Source organism: Curtobacterium sp. UNCCL17, from assembly GCF_000686685.1.
Classification (GTDB): Bacteria; Actinomycetota; Actinomycetes; order Actinomycetales; family Microbacteriaceae; genus Curtobacterium; species Curtobacterium flaccumfaciens.
The window spans coordinates 42783-57594 of sequence record NZ_JMLI01000017.1; the positions used below are offsets into that span (position 1 = coordinate 42783).

Annotated in this window: 13 protein-coding genes; 10 read left to right on the top strand and 3 right to left on the bottom strand. The window is 73.0% G+C overall.

All coding sequences use genetic code 11. The features are described from left to right. The first annotated feature begins 11 nt into the window (after positions 1-11). Both BR70_RS23505 and BR70_RS21950 read left to right on the top strand, forming a co-directional pair. Positions 12-179, top strand: coding sequence for a hypothetical protein (locus tag BR70_RS23505; protein WP_196783359.1), 168 nt, complete (start codon positions 12-14; stop codon positions 177-179). After that, positions 176-1138 carry a helix-turn-helix transcriptional regulator gene (locus tag BR70_RS21950; RefSeq protein ID WP_027464456.1) on the top strand — a complete coding sequence of 321 codons (963 nt, stop codon included), beginning with the start codon at positions 176-178 and terminating at the stop codon, positions 1136-1138. Before BR70_RS23505 ends, BR70_RS21950 begins: the two co-directional genes overlap by 4 nt. A gap of 20 nt (positions 1139-1158) precedes the next feature. Here the strand turns inward: BR70_RS21950 and BR70_RS0100400 are convergent, their stop codons facing one another. The 3 genes from BR70_RS0100400 to xylA form a co-directional block, all read right to left on the bottom strand. Continuing rightward, positions 1159-2148 (bottom strand): acetylxylan esterase, encoded by a 990-nt coding sequence (locus BR70_RS0100400; protein WP_027464457.1) that lies wholly within the window; start codon positions 2146-2148, stop codon positions 1159-1161. Positions 2149-2230: 82 nt separating this feature from the next. Beyond that, the gene (gene xylB / locus BR70_RS0100405; RefSeq protein ID WP_027464458.1) at positions 2231-3715 is read right to left on the bottom strand and encodes a xylulokinase; all 1485 of its coding nucleotides are present in this window, start codon (positions 3713-3715) and stop codon (positions 2231-2233) included. A 53-nt stretch (positions 3716-3768) separates the two neighbouring features. Then, complete coding sequence (gene xylA / locus BR70_RS0100410; protein ID WP_027464459.1) at positions 3769-4962, bottom strand: xylose isomerase; 1194 nt, start codon at positions 4960-4962, stop codon at positions 3769-3771. A 97-nt stretch (positions 4963-5059) separates the two neighbouring features. Between xylA and BR70_RS0100415 the strand changes: the two genes are divergently transcribed. The 8 genes from BR70_RS0100415 (at position 5060) to glmU (ending at position 14780) form a co-directional block, all read left to right on the top strand. Beyond that, a complete protein-coding gene (locus BR70_RS0100415; protein WP_231495606.1) occupies positions 5060-6256 on the top strand; it encodes a Gfo/Idh/MocA family protein in 1197 nt (398 codons plus the stop codon). Beyond that, positions 6253-6960: a ThuA domain-containing protein gene (locus BR70_RS0100420; protein WP_027464461.1), complete on the top strand. Its 708-nt coding sequence runs from the start codon at positions 6253-6255 to the stop codon at positions 6958-6960. Before BR70_RS0100415 ends, BR70_RS0100420 begins: the two co-directional genes overlap by 4 nt. Continuing rightward, positions 6945-8081 (top strand): Gfo/Idh/MocA family protein, encoded by a 1137-nt coding sequence (locus BR70_RS0100425; protein WP_197019593.1) that lies wholly within the window; start codon positions 6945-6947, stop codon positions 8079-8081. Before BR70_RS0100420 ends, BR70_RS0100425 begins: the two co-directional genes overlap by 16 nt. Positions 8082-8115: 34 nt before the next feature. Continuing rightward, positions 8116-9165, top strand: a complete 1050-nt coding sequence (locus BR70_RS0100430; protein ID WP_051596489.1) for a sugar phosphate isomerase/epimerase family protein — start codon at positions 8116-8118, stop codon at positions 9163-9165. A gap of 141 nt (positions 9166-9306) precedes the next feature. After that, complete coding sequence (locus BR70_RS0100435) at positions 9307-10575, top strand: ROK family transcriptional regulator (RefSeq protein WP_027464464.1); 1269 nt, start codon at positions 9307-9309, stop codon at positions 10573-10575. Continuing rightward, positions 10572-11603 (top strand): NAD(P)-dependent alcohol dehydrogenase, encoded by a 1032-nt coding sequence (locus BR70_RS0100440; RefSeq protein WP_027464465.1) that lies wholly within the window; start codon positions 10572-10574, stop codon positions 11601-11603. The genes BR70_RS0100435 and BR70_RS0100440 overlap by 4 nt, the downstream gene beginning before the upstream one ends. Before the next feature lie 234 nt (positions 11604-11837). Then, positions 11838-13220 carry an MFS transporter gene (locus tag BR70_RS0100445; RefSeq protein ID WP_027464466.1) on the top strand — a complete coding sequence of 461 codons (1383 nt, stop codon included), beginning with the start codon at positions 11838-11840 and terminating at the stop codon, positions 13218-13220. A 132-nt stretch (positions 13221-13352) separates the two neighbouring features. Next, positions 13353-14780: a bifunctional UDP-N-acetylglucosamine diphosphorylase/glucosamine-1-phosphate N-acetyltransferase GlmU gene (glmU, locus tag BR70_RS0100450; RefSeq protein ID WP_027464467.1), complete on the top strand. Its 1428-nt coding sequence runs from the start codon at positions 13353-13355 to the stop codon at positions 14778-14780. Positions 14781-14812: the final 32 nt, after the last annotated feature.

Genomic DNA, 14812 nt, shown 5'->3' on the forward strand with positions numbered 1-14812 from the left:
CGGAGGATCTGATGAGTGGTTACGAGCGTGCACCGGGGGTCGCCCCGGTCCACATCACCTCCTACCGGGCTCGGGCACGCGCTGCCCGACGCGGGTGGATCGTGCAGTCCGAGGACGACGTCGACCGCGAGCGGTTCACCTTCGCGGACCTCCGCGCCCGGCGAGGATCGGGCCGGTGAGCAGCGACACCGTCCCGCGGGCCGCCGTCGGCCACGCACCCCGGACGGCCGAGCGCTGCGGCCGGACCCCCGCGGACGCGGTCCGGACGGTCCGCGCCGTGTACGACGGCCGCGACGTCCGGTTCGCACCCACCGACCGGTTCGCGTTCCGCCACCGGACGGTGCGCCACCACAACGTCGCGCTGCTGTCGTCGGCGGTGTCGACGACCACCGCCGCCTCGTTCACGCCGGACGGCACGCCGGTGCTGGCGTGGTCGACCGCGGGGTGCCTGCGGGTCGACGACGACGCGCCCACCCGGCCCGGCGTGCCGGTGCTCCTGCCGACGGACCGACCGTTCACGCTGATCGTGCCGGCGGGGACCGTCCAGGTGCTGCGGGTGGACGGTGGCTTCCTCGACGCCGTGAACGGGGTCGTGTTCGACCACCGCTTCGCCGGCCGACTGCGATCCCGCCCGACCGAGGCCGAGGTGTCCCAGCTGCTCGCCCGCATCGACGCGGTCGCGGTCAACGCGCTGCACCCCGACCGCAACCCGGGCGGCCACCTGTCCGCACAGGTCCTGCTGGCCGAGGCCGTCCTGCGGGCCTTCGGCGGGACGGACGCCGAACCGGACGCACGGCCGGTGCGCCGGACGGTGAACACCGTGCAGCTCGCGCAGGCCTGGCTCGCGGAGCACTGCGACCGGCCGCTCCAGCTCGCGGACGTCTGCGGGGCCGTCGGGGTCAGCTCCCGCACGCTCCAGGAGAACTTCGTGCAGCACGTCGGCGTGAGCCCCATGACGTACCTGCTGCAGGTCCGTCTCGACCGGGTCCGGATCGCACTCCAGCTCGCCGACCGCGCGGAGACGACGGTTGCCGAGGTCGCGCACCGGTGGGGTTTCCGCCACATGGGGCGGTTCTCGAGCACGTACTTCCAGCGTTTCGACGAGTACCCGAAGAAGACGCTCCAGACGAGCACCTGACACCCGACACCCGACACCCGTCAGCGCAGCCGGTCCGCCAGGAACGCCGCCTGACGCTCCCAGTGCCGGAAGCCGCCACCCTCGTGCCCGTTGTACGGGTACACGACGATCTCGCGGTCGGAGGAGCCGAGGGCGTTGAACGCGGCGAAGGTCGTGCGGGGCGGGACGACGTCGTCCATCAGCGCGACCGAGAACAGCGCCGGGGCGGTGATGCCGGCGGCGTGGTTCACCCCGTCCAGGTACGCGGCGGTCTCCCACACACGCTCGGCCGCATCGCGGTGGACGGCGAGGTACTGCGCGAGCTCCAGGTAGGGACCGCCGACCGCGACGTCGGTGCCGTTCCGCCAGTCGGCCAGGAACGCCACATCGGGCAGCACCGCGGCGACCGGCCCGACGTGTGCCTCGACCAGGGCCGCCGCGGCGATCGTGATGCCGCCGCCCTGGCTGCCGCCGGTCAGGGCGATGCGCTCGGGGTTGATCCCGGGCAGCGTGCGGACTGCCTCGACCAGGCGGACCGCGTCGGTGTAGACGCGGCGGTAGTAGTGGTCGGCCGGTGAGCCGATGCCGCTCGTCATCCAGCCGCTGGCGTGCGGTGCGGAGCCGTGCGGGTCTGGGGTGTCCCCGCCGGCCCAGCCGGAGCCCTGGCCGCGGGTGTCCATCACGACGTGCACGTACCCGGCGAGGGCCCAGTGCACGCGCTCGCCCGGGCGACCACGGCCACCGCCGTAGCCGAGGAACTCGACGACGACCGGCAGCGCGCCCCGGTCGTCGACCACCGGACGGTTGACCCAGGCGCGCACCGGGTCGCCGGCGAACCCGGGGAACGTCAGGTCCTCGACGACGAGACCGGTCACCGGGGTCTCGGCGGGCACGAGGGTCGTCTCGAACCCCTCGCCGGCGGTCCGGGCGGCGGCGATCGTGTCCGCCCAGAAGGCGTCGAAGTCGGCGGGACGACGGACGTCCGAGCGGTGGGCACGGAGCGCGTCGAGGGGCAGGTCGGTCAGTGGCATGGGGGTCCTCCGGGGACGATGATGCCCCCGGCGCCCTGGTGGAGGGCGCCGGGGGCGGGGAGTGTCGGATCCGGTGCGTCGGTCAGCGCGCCGCGGCGCGGTACTGCTCGAGCACCTCGGGGTGCGGGTCGGACGGCACGGTGGTCGTCGCGGTGTCCCACGTCGGCAGAGCGCCGGTCAGTGCCCACGCGGCCTGCTTCGCAGCACCCGCGGCGACGTACTCGCCGGGCTCCGGCACCAGGACGTCACGGCCGAACACCTGTGCGGCGACGGTGCGGACCGCCGGGTTCCGCGCGGCGCCGCCGATGAGCAGCAGCCGCTCGACGGTCACCCCGGTGTCCTGCACCGCGGCCAGTCCGTCGGCGAGGGCGCAGAGCATCCCCTCGACGGCCGCCCGGGCCAGGTGCGCCCGGTCCGTGGTCGCCGGCGTCATGCCGAGCAGCGAGGCGGTCGCGTCCGGCCGGTTGGGCGTGCGCTCGCCGACGAAGTACGGCACCAGGACGAGGCCGTCGGCCCCGGCCGGCGCCTGCAGCGCCAGCTCGCCGAGTGCGTCGTGGTCAACGCCGAGCAGGCCGCCGATCACCTCGAGCACGCGGGCCGCGTTGAGCGTCGTGACGATCGGGAGGCGCGACCCGGTCCCGTCGGCGAAGCCCGCCACGGTCCCGCTCGGGTCACGCACCTCGGCGTCACTGACCCCGAAGACCGTGCCGCTGGTGCCGAGGGACACCGCGACGTCACCCGGGCCGAGACCCAGGCCGAGCGCTGCCCCGGCGTTGTCACCGAGACCGGCGCCGACGACGAGGCCGGACCGGGCGACCGCGCCGCCGGGCAGCTCGACGTCGGTGGACAGGGCGCCCATCGCCTCGTCGGGAGCGACCACGCGGGGCACGACCACCGCATCGTCGTCACCCATCGACGCCGGACGCATCGGCCGCCCGAGCGCGAGCTCGAACAGCTCCGGGTCGTACTCGCGGCGCACCGGGTCCCAGTACCCCGTACCGCTGGCGTCGGATGCGTCCGTCGCCAGGGCGTCGAGGTCGGGGCCGAGCGGGCTCTCGTCCGCCGGGCCGTGGCCGCGGAGCCGCCACGACAGCCAGTCGTGGGGGAGCGCCACGGCCGCGACGCGGGCCGCGTTCTCGGGCTCCGCGTCGCGGAGCCACCGCAGCTTGGTACCCGTGAACGACGCGACCGGCACCAGCCCCGTCCGGGCGACCCACGCCTCCTGGCCGAGCTCGTCGACCATCTGCGCGGCCGCGTCCGCACTGCGCACGTCGTTCCAGAGCAGGGCGTCGCGGACCACGCGACCGTCGGCGTCGAGCGCGACCATGCCGTGCTGCTGCCCGGCGATGGCGACGGCACCGACGTCGTCGAGGCCGCCGGCGTCCGCGACGGCGGCACCGAGGGCGTCCCACCAGTGGCGGGGGTCGACGGACGTGCCGTCCGGGTGGGACGCGCGTCCCTCGCGGACGACCGCACCGGTCGCGGCGTCACGGATGGTGACCTTGCAGGACTGGGTCGACGAGTCGACGCCGGCGACGAGCTGGCGCGCGTCCGTGTTCTCAGCCACTTCGGCGACAGGCCGCCTCAGCGCGCGGGATGCAGCCGCTGGCGCGTCTGCCTTCAATTCCGCGCGCCCATCAGGTGCTCGATGGCGAGCTGCTGCAGGCGGACGAAGCCGAAGCCCTTGCCGCCGAAGTAAGCGTCGGCGTCGAAGTCCTCGTAGGCGGACCGGTCGGCGAGGAACGTGTCGTACGACTCGCCGTCGTTGAGCGTCGGCGTCGACAGCTCGCCGACCTTGGAGGCCTCGAGCGCCGCCTGCACCTCGGGGTCGGCGCGGAACGCCTGCGCACGCTCCTTGAGGAGCAGGTACATGCGCATGTTGGCCGACGCGGAGTCCCAGACGCCGGTGATGTCCTCGGTGCGGCTCGGCTTGTAGTCGAAGTGGCGCGGGCCGTCGTACGCCGGGCCGCCCTGCGGGGCGCCGTGCTCGAGCAGGTCGACGAGCGAGAACGCGTTCTGCAGGTCGCCGTGTCCGAACACCAGGTCCTGGTCGTACTTGATGCCGCGCTGACCGTTGAGGTCGATGTGGAAGAGCTTGCCCTGGTAGAGCGCCTGGGCGATGCCGGCCGTGAAGTTCAGGCCCGCCATCTGCTCGTGGCCGACCTCGGGGTTGATGCCGAACAGCTCCGGACGCTCGAGCGTCTCGGTGAAGGCGATCGCGTGGCCGAGGGTCGGCAGGAGGATGTCGCCGCGGGGCTCGTTCGGCTTCGGCTCGATGGCGAACCGGATGCCGTAGCCCTTGTCGGTGACGTACTGGGCGAGCAGGTTGACGGCCTCGCGGTAGCGCTCGAGCGCGGCCTGCACGTCTTTGGCGCTGTCGTACTCGGAGCCTTCGCGGCCACCCCACATCACGAACGTCGACGCGCCGAGCTCGGCGGCGAGGTCGATGTTGCGGAGCACCTTGCGGAGCGCGAAGCGGCGGACCTGCCGGTCGTTCGAGGTGAAGCCGCCGTCCTTGAAGACCGGGGCGGAGAACAGGTTCGTCGTGACCATCGGCACGACGAGCCCGGTCGACTCCAGCGCACCCTTGAGGCGGTCGATCTGGGTCTGGCGTTCGGCGTCGGTCGAACCGAACGCGAACAGGTCGTCGTCGTGGAAGGTCAGGCCGTAGGCCCCGAGCTCGTCGAGCTTCTCGACCGCCTCGACCACGTCGAGGGCGGGTCGGGTCGGCCCGCCGAAGGGGTCGGAGCCGTTGTAGCCGATGGTCCAGAGACCGAAGGAGAACTTGTCTGCACGGGTGGGCGTCGTTGCCATGGTGGTCACCGTTCGTCGTCGAAACAAAATGTTGCCGCGCCCAACATAAGCGGTAGTGTTGGCTGTGGCAAGCACGTGATCGCAAAGGAGCGAGCGGATGGCAAGTGAGTCGACGGTGCAGCAACGACTGCGGGTCGCAATGGTGGGGCACGGCTTCATGGGAGCCGCACACTCACAGGCGTGGCGGACCGCCCCCAGGTTCTTCGACCTCGGCACCGAGCCGGAGATGGCGGTGATCGTCGGGCGTGATCCCGAACGCACCGAGGCCGCTCGGCAGCAGTACGGCTGGCAGGCGGCGTCCACCGACTGGCGTGCCGTCGTGGCCGATCCGGACATCGACGTGGTCGACGTCGTGTCCCCGGGGTCTTCGCACGTCGAGATCGCGATCGCCGCGCTCCAGGCCGGCAAGCACGTCCTGTGTGAGAAGCCGCTCGCGAACACCGTCGCCGAGGCCGAGGCGATGACCGCCGCCGCCGACGCCGCCCGTGCACAGGGTGTCCGGGCGATGGTCGGGTTCAGCTACCGCCGGGTGCCGGCCATCGCGTTCGCCCGGCAGCTGGTGCAGGACGGCCGGATCGGCACCGTGCGCCAGGTCCGTGCGCTCTACCTGCAGGACTGGCTCGCCGACGCCGACGGCCCGATGACCTGGCGCCTCGACAAGTCGCTCGCGGGCTCTGGGGCGCTCGGTGACATCGGCGCGCACGCGATCGACCTGGTCGAGCACGTCACGGGCGCGTCGCTCGCCACCGTGTCCGGCACCCTCGAGACCTTCGTGACCGAGCGTCCGCTGATGGCCGAGGGAGTCGGGCTCTCCGGCACCGCGTCGAGCGAGCGCGGGCAGGTCACCGTCGACGACGCCGCGTTCTTCACCGCGCGGCTCGACGGCGGCGCGGCCGACGGTGCGATCGGCACGTTCGAAGCGACGCGCTACGCGACCGGGCGGAAGAACGGTCTGACGCTCGAGATCAGCGGTTCCGAGGGCGCGATCCAGTTCGACCTCGAGTCGATGAACGAGCTCCGGCTGTACGAGTCGAACGCCCCGGCGGGGGAGCAGGGGTTCCGCCGCATCCTCGTCACCGAGCCCGAGCACCCCTACATGGCCGCGTGGTGGCCGACCGGGCACCTCATCGGGTACGAGCACACCTTCAGCCACCAGGTGAAGGACTTCGTCGACGCGATCGTCGCCGGCACCGACCCGTCGCCGTCGTTCGCCGACGGCCTGCACGTGCAGCGGGTCCTCGACGCGGTCGAACGCAGCGCGGCCGCCGGCAGCACCTGGACGGCGACCTCGTGAGCGCCGCCGAGCAGACCCGCCAGGCGCTCGTCGTCCGCGGCGGATGGGACGGCCACCAGCCCGTCGAGACCACCGACCTGTTCATCCCGTTCCTGCAGGACCACGGCTTCGCGGTCCGGGTCGAGGAATCGCCCGCCGTGTACGCCGACCAGGAGTACATGGACACGGTCGACCTGATCGTCCAGGTGAACACCATGACGACCATCGCCGCCGACGAGTTCGCCGGTCTGCAGCGCGCCGTCCTGAACGGCACCGGCCTGGCCGGCTGGCACGGCGGCATCGCGGACTCGTACCGCGACAACGCCGACTACCTGCACATGATCGGAGGGCAGTTCGCCCACCACGCGGGCAAGCACCCCGACGAACGGGTCGGGGAGCAGTCGGACAACTACATCCCCTACACGGTGCACATCACCGACCTCGGGCACGAGCACCCCATCACCCAGGGCATCGACGACTTCGACCTCGTCACCGAGCAGTACTGGGTGCTGAGCGACGAGTACGACGACGTCCTCGCCACCACCACGCAGGAGGCCCGCTCGTGGGACCCCTGGAACCGGCCGGTCACCGCACCGGCGATCTGGACCCGGCAGTGGGGGAAGGGACGGATCTTCGTCTCGGCCCCCGGACACCGGATCGAGATCGTCGAGTCGCAGCCGGTCCGCACCATCATCGAACGGGGACTCCTGTGGGCAGCACGGTGAACGAAGGGGTGCTCCGCGGCGCTGCTGCCAAGCCGCTCCGCGTCGGAGTCGTCGGCGTCGGGGTCATCAGCCAGCAGTACTTCGAGCACTTCCCGGCCCTGCCCGGCCTCGAGCTCGCCGCGGTCGCCGATCTCGACGTCGCCCGTGCCCAGCAGGTCGGGGCCGCCCAGGGCGTACGCGGGACCACCGTGGACGACCTGCTCGCCGCCGACGACGTCGACGTGGTGCTCAACCTGACGATCCCGGCCGCGCACGCCGACATCGCCACCCGGGCGCTCGCCGCGGGCAAGCACGTCTACGGCGAGAAGCCGCTCGCGATGTCCACCGCCGAGGCCGCACCGGTGCTCGAGGCCGCCCGCGACGCCGGCCTGCGCGTCGGCAGCGCCCCGGACACCGTCCTCGGCACGGGCATCCAGACCGCACGGGCCGCCCTCGACGACGGCGCGATCGGCACCCCGGTCGGTGCCGCCGTCGCCTGGAGCGCACCCGGGCACGAGCTCTGGCACCCCGCGCCGGCGTTCTACTACCAGCCGGGCGGCGGACCGCTCCTCGACATGGGGCCGTACTACCTGACCAGCCTCGTCACGTTCTTCGGGCCGGTCGTCCGGGTCAGCGGCAGCGCCACCCGCTCCACCCGCGAACGGACGATCGCCACCGGGCCGAACGCCGGCACGTCGATCCCGGTCGACATCGACACCCACGTCGTCGCGATCCTCGAGCACGAAGGCGGGGTGGTCTCCACCGTGACCGTCTCGTTCGAGGTGTGGGCCACCCGCGCCCCGCTGTTCGAGGTGTACGGCACCGCCGGCACCCTGGGCGTCCCGGATCCGAACCGGTTCTCGGACACCGTCTCGATCGCCACCGCCGACGACCGCTCGTGGCGCGATCTGCCCGTCGCCGCCGGGTACGCCGACGCCGGCCGCGGTTACGGCCTCGCCGACATGGCGCACGCGATCGCGACGGACCGGCCGCACCGGGCCTCCGGCGACCTCGCGTTCCACGTGCTCGAGGTCATGGAGGCGGTCTCCGCCGCCGCCCGAGACCACTCGGTCGTCGACGTGCACTCGCGCGTCGAGCGACCCGCCACCGTCCCCGCCGGGTCCGCACCCGGATCCTGGTGACGGAACCCGACCACCGCGAAGAAGGACGACGACGATGACGACGACGGACGCGAGCGACACGACGGAGACGACCCGGGCCTCCAGGCCGGTCACCCTGTTCACCGGACAGTGGGCCGACCTGCCCTTCGAAGAGGTCGCCCGGCTCGCCGGCGAGTGGGGCTACGACGGGCTGGAGATCGCCTGCTGGGGTGACCACCTGGACGTCCGGCGCGCCGCGACGGACCCGGAGTACGTCGCCGAGCGCAAGGCGATCCTGGAACGCCACGGGCTGCAGGTCTGGACGATCGCGAACCACCTGGTCGGCCAGGCCGTGTGCGACGACCCGATCGACCAGCGGCACGAGGACATCGTCCCGCCGCACGTGTGGGGCGACGGCGACCCCGAGGGCGTGCGGCAGCGTGCGGCCGAGGAACTGCAGTGGACCGCCCGTGCCGCCGCGGCGCTCGGGGTCGACACCGTCACCGGCTTCTCCGGCTCGTCGATCTGGAAGACCGTCGCCGGGTTCCCGCCCGTGCCCCCGGGGATGATCGACGCCGGGTACCAGGACTTCCACGACCGCTGGTCACCGATCCTCGACGTCTTCGAGGAGGTCGGGGTCCGGTTCGCACTCGAGGTGCACCCGTCCGAGATCGCCTACGACTACTGGACCGCCAAGCGCACACTCGAGGTGTTCCAGGACCGGCCGGCGTTCGGGTTCAACTTCGACCCGTCGCACTTCGTCTGGCAGGACCTCGACCCCGCCGCGTTCCTGCTCGACTTCGCCGACCGGGTGTACCACGTGCACTGCAAGGAGTCGGTGAAGCAGCTCGACGGGCGCAACGGGCGGCTGTCCTCGCACCTGCCGTGGGGCGACCCCCGGCGCGGGTGGGACTTCGTCACCGCCGGCCACGGGGACGTGCCGTGGGAGCGGGTGTTCCGCGTGCTGAACCACATCGGGTACGCCGGCCCGACCAGCGTCGAGTGGGAGGACGCCGGCATGGACCGGCTCGTCGGCGGGCCCGAGGCGCTGGCGTTCGTCCGGCAGCTCGGTACCATCGCGCCGCCGGACGCCGCGTTCGACGCCGCGTTCTCGCAGTCGCGCTGACCGGCCGTCGCCGTCGGTCGCGGTCGCGGTCGCGGTCGCCGAGGTTTCGCGCTGCGCGACAGTTCACGGGCCCGCCGGTGCGAAACTCGTCGCTCAGCCCGAAACCCCACCCACGACCGCACCCACCAACGAGGAGGACCCATGGCACGGCAGCCCACGGCGACGCCGGGCAACGCCGCGCGCGTCCTCCGGCTCGTCCACGAGGACGGCCCCGTCACGCGAGCCGAGCTCACCCGGCGCACCGGCCTGAACCGCTCCACCATCCTCGCGCTCGTCGGGGAACTCGTCGACGCCGGTCTCGTGCACGAGGAGACCCCCGCCGCGGGGACCCCCGGTACCGGTGTCGGACGGCCGAGCGGAGTCGTCCGGGCGTCCGGCGACGTCCTCGCCGCCGCGGTCACGGTCGAGATCGACGCCGTCGGAGTAGCCCTCGTCGGCCTCGACGGCACCGTCCGCGACCGGCTGGTCGAGCCGCAGACCACCGTGCCCACCGCGGCGCAGGCGATCGACGCCGTCGCCCGGGTCCTCGCAGCACTCCTCGCCCGCACCGGACCGGCGGTCCGGATCGTCGGGGTCGGCGTCGCCGTGCCCGGCATCGTCCGGGTCGAGGACGGCACGGTGCGCGACGCCCCGCACCTCGGATGGCGTGACGAACCCCTCGCCGCACCGCTCGCGGAACGCCTGGGGCTGCCGGTCCGGGCCGCGAACGACGCCAACCTCGGCGCCTGGGCGGAACGGCTGTACGGCAGCGCCCGCGGCGTCGACGACCTCGTGTACCTGAACGGCGGCGCGAGCGGCATCGGCGGCGGGATCGTCAGCGCCGGCCGGCCCTTCAGCGGCGCCGACGGGTACGCGGGCGAGCTCGGGCACACCTTCGTCGCCGCGAACGGGATCCGCTGCCACTGCGGTGCGGTCGGCTGCCTGGAGACCGAAGCCTCGCGCTCCGCACTCACCGCGGTCACCGGGACCCCGCCGGACGACCTCGACGCGCTCGCCGCGGCACTCGCTGAGGGCCGCCCCGAGCTGGAGCGGGTCGTCGACCGACAGGTCACCGCGCTCGCGACCGCACTGCGGAACGCCATCCACACCGTCGACCCCGAGGTCGTCGTGCTCGGCGGGTTCCTCGGTGCGCTGCTCGGACACGTCGGCGACCGGATCGAAAAGGACGTCCGGGCGCAGACGATGGCCGCCATGACCGACCGGCTCTGCATCGTCCCGGCGGCACTCGGCCGCGACGTCCTGGTCCGTGGCGCCGCCGAGATCGGCTTCGCGGAGCTGCTGCGCGACGCCACCATGCCAGCGGCGCCGGCGCTGGCGCCGGCGACCACGCCCGCAGCGTCCGCCGCCGACCCCTCCACCACCCACACGTCCGGCCGCGACGACGCGGCCGAGGAAGCGAGAACCGCATGACCTCCACCCAGCGCACCAGCGTCCTGCTCGGCACCCAGGACCTCACCGTCGAGGACCGCCCCGTCCCCGCCGTCGACCCCGGCGACGTGCTCGTCCGCGTCGCCGCCGTGGGGGTCTGCGGCTCCGACGTGCACTACTACCGCCACGGCCGCATCGGCGACTTCGTCGTCGAGGAGCCCCTCGTCCTCGGGCACGAGCTGTCCGGCACGATCGAGGCCGTCGGCGCGGGCGTCGACCCGTCCCGCGTGGGGGAGCGCGTGGCCATCGAGCCGCAGCGCCCCTGCCACCGCTGCGCGCAGTGCCTGGCCGGTCGCTACAACCTCTGCCCGCACATGCGCTTCTACGCGACGCCGCCGGTCGACGGGGCCTTCACCGAGTTCGTCACCATCGAGGCCGAGTTCGCGCACGTCCTGCCCGACGCCGTGTCGTTCGAGGCCGGCGCGCTCCTCGAGCCCCTGTCCGTCGGCATCGCCGCCGTCCGCAAGGCGGGCATCGTGCCCGGTTCGTCGGTGCTCATCGCCGGCGCCGGTCCGATCGGCATCATCTGCGCCCAGGTCGCGAAGGCCTTCGGTGCGTCGCGCATCGTCGTCAGCGACCTGGTGCCGGAGCGCCGTGCGCGGGCCCTGGAGTTCGGCGCCACCGAGGTCGTCGACCCCACCGCTGTGTCCGTCGCGTCCGACATCGTCCCCGTCGACGCGTTCATCGACGCCAGCGGTGCACCACGAGCGGTGTCGGACGGCATCAAGGCGGTCGGTCCGGCGGGTGCCGCGGTGCTGGTCGGGCTCGGCAACTCCGAGATGACACTGCCGGTCGAGCACATCCAGAACCTCGAGGTCACGGTCACCGGGATCTTCCGGTACACGAACACGTGGCCGGTCGCCATCGAGCTGGTCGCGTCCGGGCAGGTCGACCTCGACTCGCTCGTCACCGGTCGCTTCGGGCTCGACGACGTCCGCGAGGCCCTCGAGAGCGACACCGACCCGGAGTCGCTCAAGTCCGTCGTCTACCCCGGCGGCGTCCCGGCCTGAGCGACCTGCGCGTCGTCCGGTGCGAGGTTCCGTACGCCGTGACGGCGCGCAGACCTCGCACGGAGTGCGGGACCTCGCACCAGAGCGGGCGAACCCGCGGAAGCGCACGCGGGGTGCGGGCGCGCGGACAAGGCGGACGGGAGGCTCGGGGCCAGGCCGCCCCGCGCCTCCCGTCCGGCACGTGACCCGGAACGGGGCCACCGCCGCGTCACCGGGACGCGCTACGGTTCGCGCATGACCGCTTCACCGGCCGCCGTCGTGCCGCAGCGCACCGACCGGCGCGCGCTCGTCTCCTGGGCGCTCTGGGACTGGGGTTCCGCCGCGTTCAACGCGGTCGTCACCACCTTCGTGTTCAGCACGTACCTGGCCAGCCGGGCGTTCGTGGACCCGGCGCTCGTCGCCGACACGTCCGCGGCAGGAAAGGCGATCGTGGAGCGCGAGCTCGCGCACAACGCGGCCGTCGTGTCCACCGCACTGACCATCGCGGGCATCGTCGTGGCCCTGGTGGCACCGGCCATGGGGCGGCTCGCGGACTCGTCCGGACACCGCCGCCGGTCGGTCCTCATCGCCACGATCGGCGTCGCGCTGTCGATCGGCGGCATGGTCTTCGTGGCGCCGAGCCAGCCCTACCTGCTGCTCGGCGCAGCCCTGCTCGGCATCGGCACCGTCGCCTACGAGATCGCGAGCGTGGGCTACAACGCCATGATCGGGCAGGTCGCCTCCGGGGAACGCACCGGCCGGGTCTCCGCCATCGGGTGGGCGGCCGGGTACTTCGGCGGGATCGTGCTGCTCGTGGTGCTGCTCGTGCTCTGCATCCAGGACTTCCGGGGCGACGGGGTCGTCGGCGGACTCCTGCAGCTGCCGGCCACCGTCGCCACGGGGCAGTGGGACGTCCGCGTCGCGATCGGCATCGCCGCCGTCTGGCTGGCGGTCAGCTCGATCCCGCTGTTCCTCACCGTGCCCGAAGCCGTGCCCGACCGCACCCGCGGCGGCGGCGTGTTCAGTGCCTACGCGGACCTCGGCCGGGACATCGCGCGGCTCTGGCGCGAGCGGCGCAACGTCCTCGCCTTCCTGCTCGCCAGCGCGGTGTTCCGCGACGGCGTCGGGGCCGTCTTCACGTTCGGCGGGATCGTCGCCGCGCAGGTGTTCGGGTTCACGCCGTCGCAGGTCATCCTGTTCGCCATCGCCGCGAACGTCGTGGCCGGCATCGCGACGTTCGTCTCCGGGCGCCTCGACGACCGGTTCGGGTCGCGTGCGCTCATCATGGTCTCGCTCGTCGGCCTCGCCGTGTGCGGGGTCGGGGTCTTCGCCGCCGGCAACGAGACGCAGTGGTTCTGGGTGCTCGGGCTGACCCTCGCCGTGTTCGTCGGCCCGGTGCAGTCGTCGTCCCGCGCCTACCTGGCGCGGCTGGCGACCCCCGGCCGCGAGGGCGAGCTCTTCGGCCTCTACGCCACCACCGGCCGGGCCGCGTCGTTCCTCGCGCCGGCGCTGTTCGGCGTGGCGGTGACCGTCGGTGGATCGACCCGGTTCGGGATCCTCGGCGTGGTCGTCGTGCTCATCGCCGGGCTGGTGCTGATGGCGTTCGTCAAGCGGGAACCGCAGGGCGCGCGGGCCTGATCCACGGCGGGCCGTCGGCGCGGCCTGGAGGCGCGGTGCCGGTCCGTCCACAGGCTGCGGTTCTGCGCACGGTTCCGCACAGTGCCGTGGTCGCGTCGGGCGGCCCGGGCTGCGGTGCGCCAGGATGGGTCCATGACCGACCAGCGCATCGCCGTCGTCGTCCTCGCCGCCGGGCAGGGCACGCGCATGAAGTCGTCCACGCCCAAGGTGCTGCACCGGCTCGCCGGACTGCCGCTCATCGGGCACGTCCTGCGCACCGCGTCGTCGCTCAGCCCCGAGCACGTCGCCGTCGTCGTGCGGCACGAGCGGGACCTCGTCGCGGCCGAGGTCGTCGAGCGCGCCCCGGACGCGATCGTCGTCGACCAGGACGACGTCCCCGGCACCGGGCGCGCGGTCGAGGTGGCGGTCGAAGCACTGCCCGCCGACTTCGACGGCGCCGTCGTGGTGCTGTCCGGCGACGTCCCGCTGCTCGACGCCGCATCGCTCCGGCTCCTCGTCGACGCCCACGTCGGCGGCGGCAACGGGGCGACCTTCGTGAGTGCGATCGCCCCGGACCCGACCGGCCTCGGACGGATCGTGCGGGATGCCTCCGGCGCCTTCGTCAGCGTCGTCGAGCACAAGGACGCGACGGCCGAACAGCTGACCATCACCGAGGCGAACGCGGGCATCTACGCGTTCGACGTGGCACACCTCCGCGCGGCCCTGCCGTCGCTCACCACGGCGAACGCCCAGGGCGAGAAGTACATCACCGACGCCCCCGCGCTGATCAGCGAGCGGGGCGGGCGCATCGACGTGGTCACCCTGACCGATCCGTGGCTCGTCGCCGGCATCAACGACCGTGCGCAGCTCTCCGACGCCGCGCGTGAACTCAACGCCCGCATCGTCCGCCGCCACCAGCTCGCCGGCGTCACCGTGCAAGATCCGGCGACCACCTGGATCGACCTCGACGTCACCATCGAGCCCGACACCGAGGTCCTGCCGGGCACCCAGCTCATCGGCGCCACCGCGATCGCCGCCGGCGCCGTCGTCGGGCCGGACGCCACACTCCGCGACACCGAGGTCGGGGCCCGCGCCACCGTGAACCGCGTCGACGCCACCCTCGCCGTGATCGGGGACGGCGCCTCGGTCGGCCCGTTCGCCTACCTGCGGCCGGGCACGATCCTCGGAGACGACGGCAAGATCGGCACCTTCGTCGAGACGAAGAACGCCCGGATCGGTCGCGGCAGCAAGGTCCCGCACCTGTCCTACATCGGCGACGCCGAGGTGGGCGAGGACTCCAACATCGGCGCGAACACCATCACCGCGAACTACGACGGCGTGCACAAGCACCGCACCGAGGTCGGCTCGAACGTCCGGACAGGCTCGCACAACGTGTTCGTCGCCCCCGTTAGGATTGGTGACGGTGCGTACACCGGCGCCGGGACCACCGTCCGCAAGGACGTTCCGGCAGGATCGCTCGCGATCAGCTACGCCCCACAGCGCAACACCGACGGATGGGTCGAGGAACACCGACCCGGCACACCGGCGGCCGAGGCTGCTCGGCTCGCGAACGGCGAATAGATCCCGGCGACCACCCGTCGCCGACATCGACC

Bases quoted from the DNA above. Each gene is read 5' to 3' on its own strand.
- BR70_RS23505 (WP_196783359.1), top strand. From the start codon at position 12: ATGAGTGGTTACGAGCGTGCACCGGGGGTCGCCCCGGTCCACATCACC.
- BR70_RS0100400 (WP_027464457.1), bottom strand. From the start codon at position 2,148: ATGCCACTGACCGACCTGCCCCTCGACGCGCTCCGTGCCCACCGCTCG.
- xylA (WP_027464459.1), bottom strand. From the start codon at position 4,962: ATGGCAACGACGCCCACCCGTGCAGACAAGTTCTCCTTCGGTCTCTGG.
- BR70_RS0100415 (WP_231495606.1), top strand. From the start codon at position 5,060: ATGGCAAGTGAGTCGACGGTGCAGCAACGACTGCGGGTCGCAATGGTG.
- BR70_RS0100430 (WP_051596489.1), top strand. From the start codon at position 8,116: ATGACGACGACGGACGCGAGCGACACGACGGAGACGACCCGGGCCTCC.
- BR70_RS0100435 (WP_027464464.1), top strand. From the start codon at position 9,307: ATGGCACGGCAGCCCACGGCGACGCCGGGCAACGCCGCGCGCGTCCTC.
- BR70_RS0100440 (WP_027464465.1), top strand. From the start codon at position 10,572: ATGACCTCCACCCAGCGCACCAGCGTCCTGCTCGGCACCCAGGACCTC.
- BR70_RS0100445 (WP_027464466.1), top strand. From the start codon at position 11,838: ATGACCGCTTCACCGGCCGCCGTCGTGCCGCAGCGCACCGACCGGCGC.
- glmU (WP_027464467.1), top strand. From the start codon at position 13,353: ATGACCGACCAGCGCATCGCCGTCGTCGTCCTCGCCGCCGGGCAGGGC.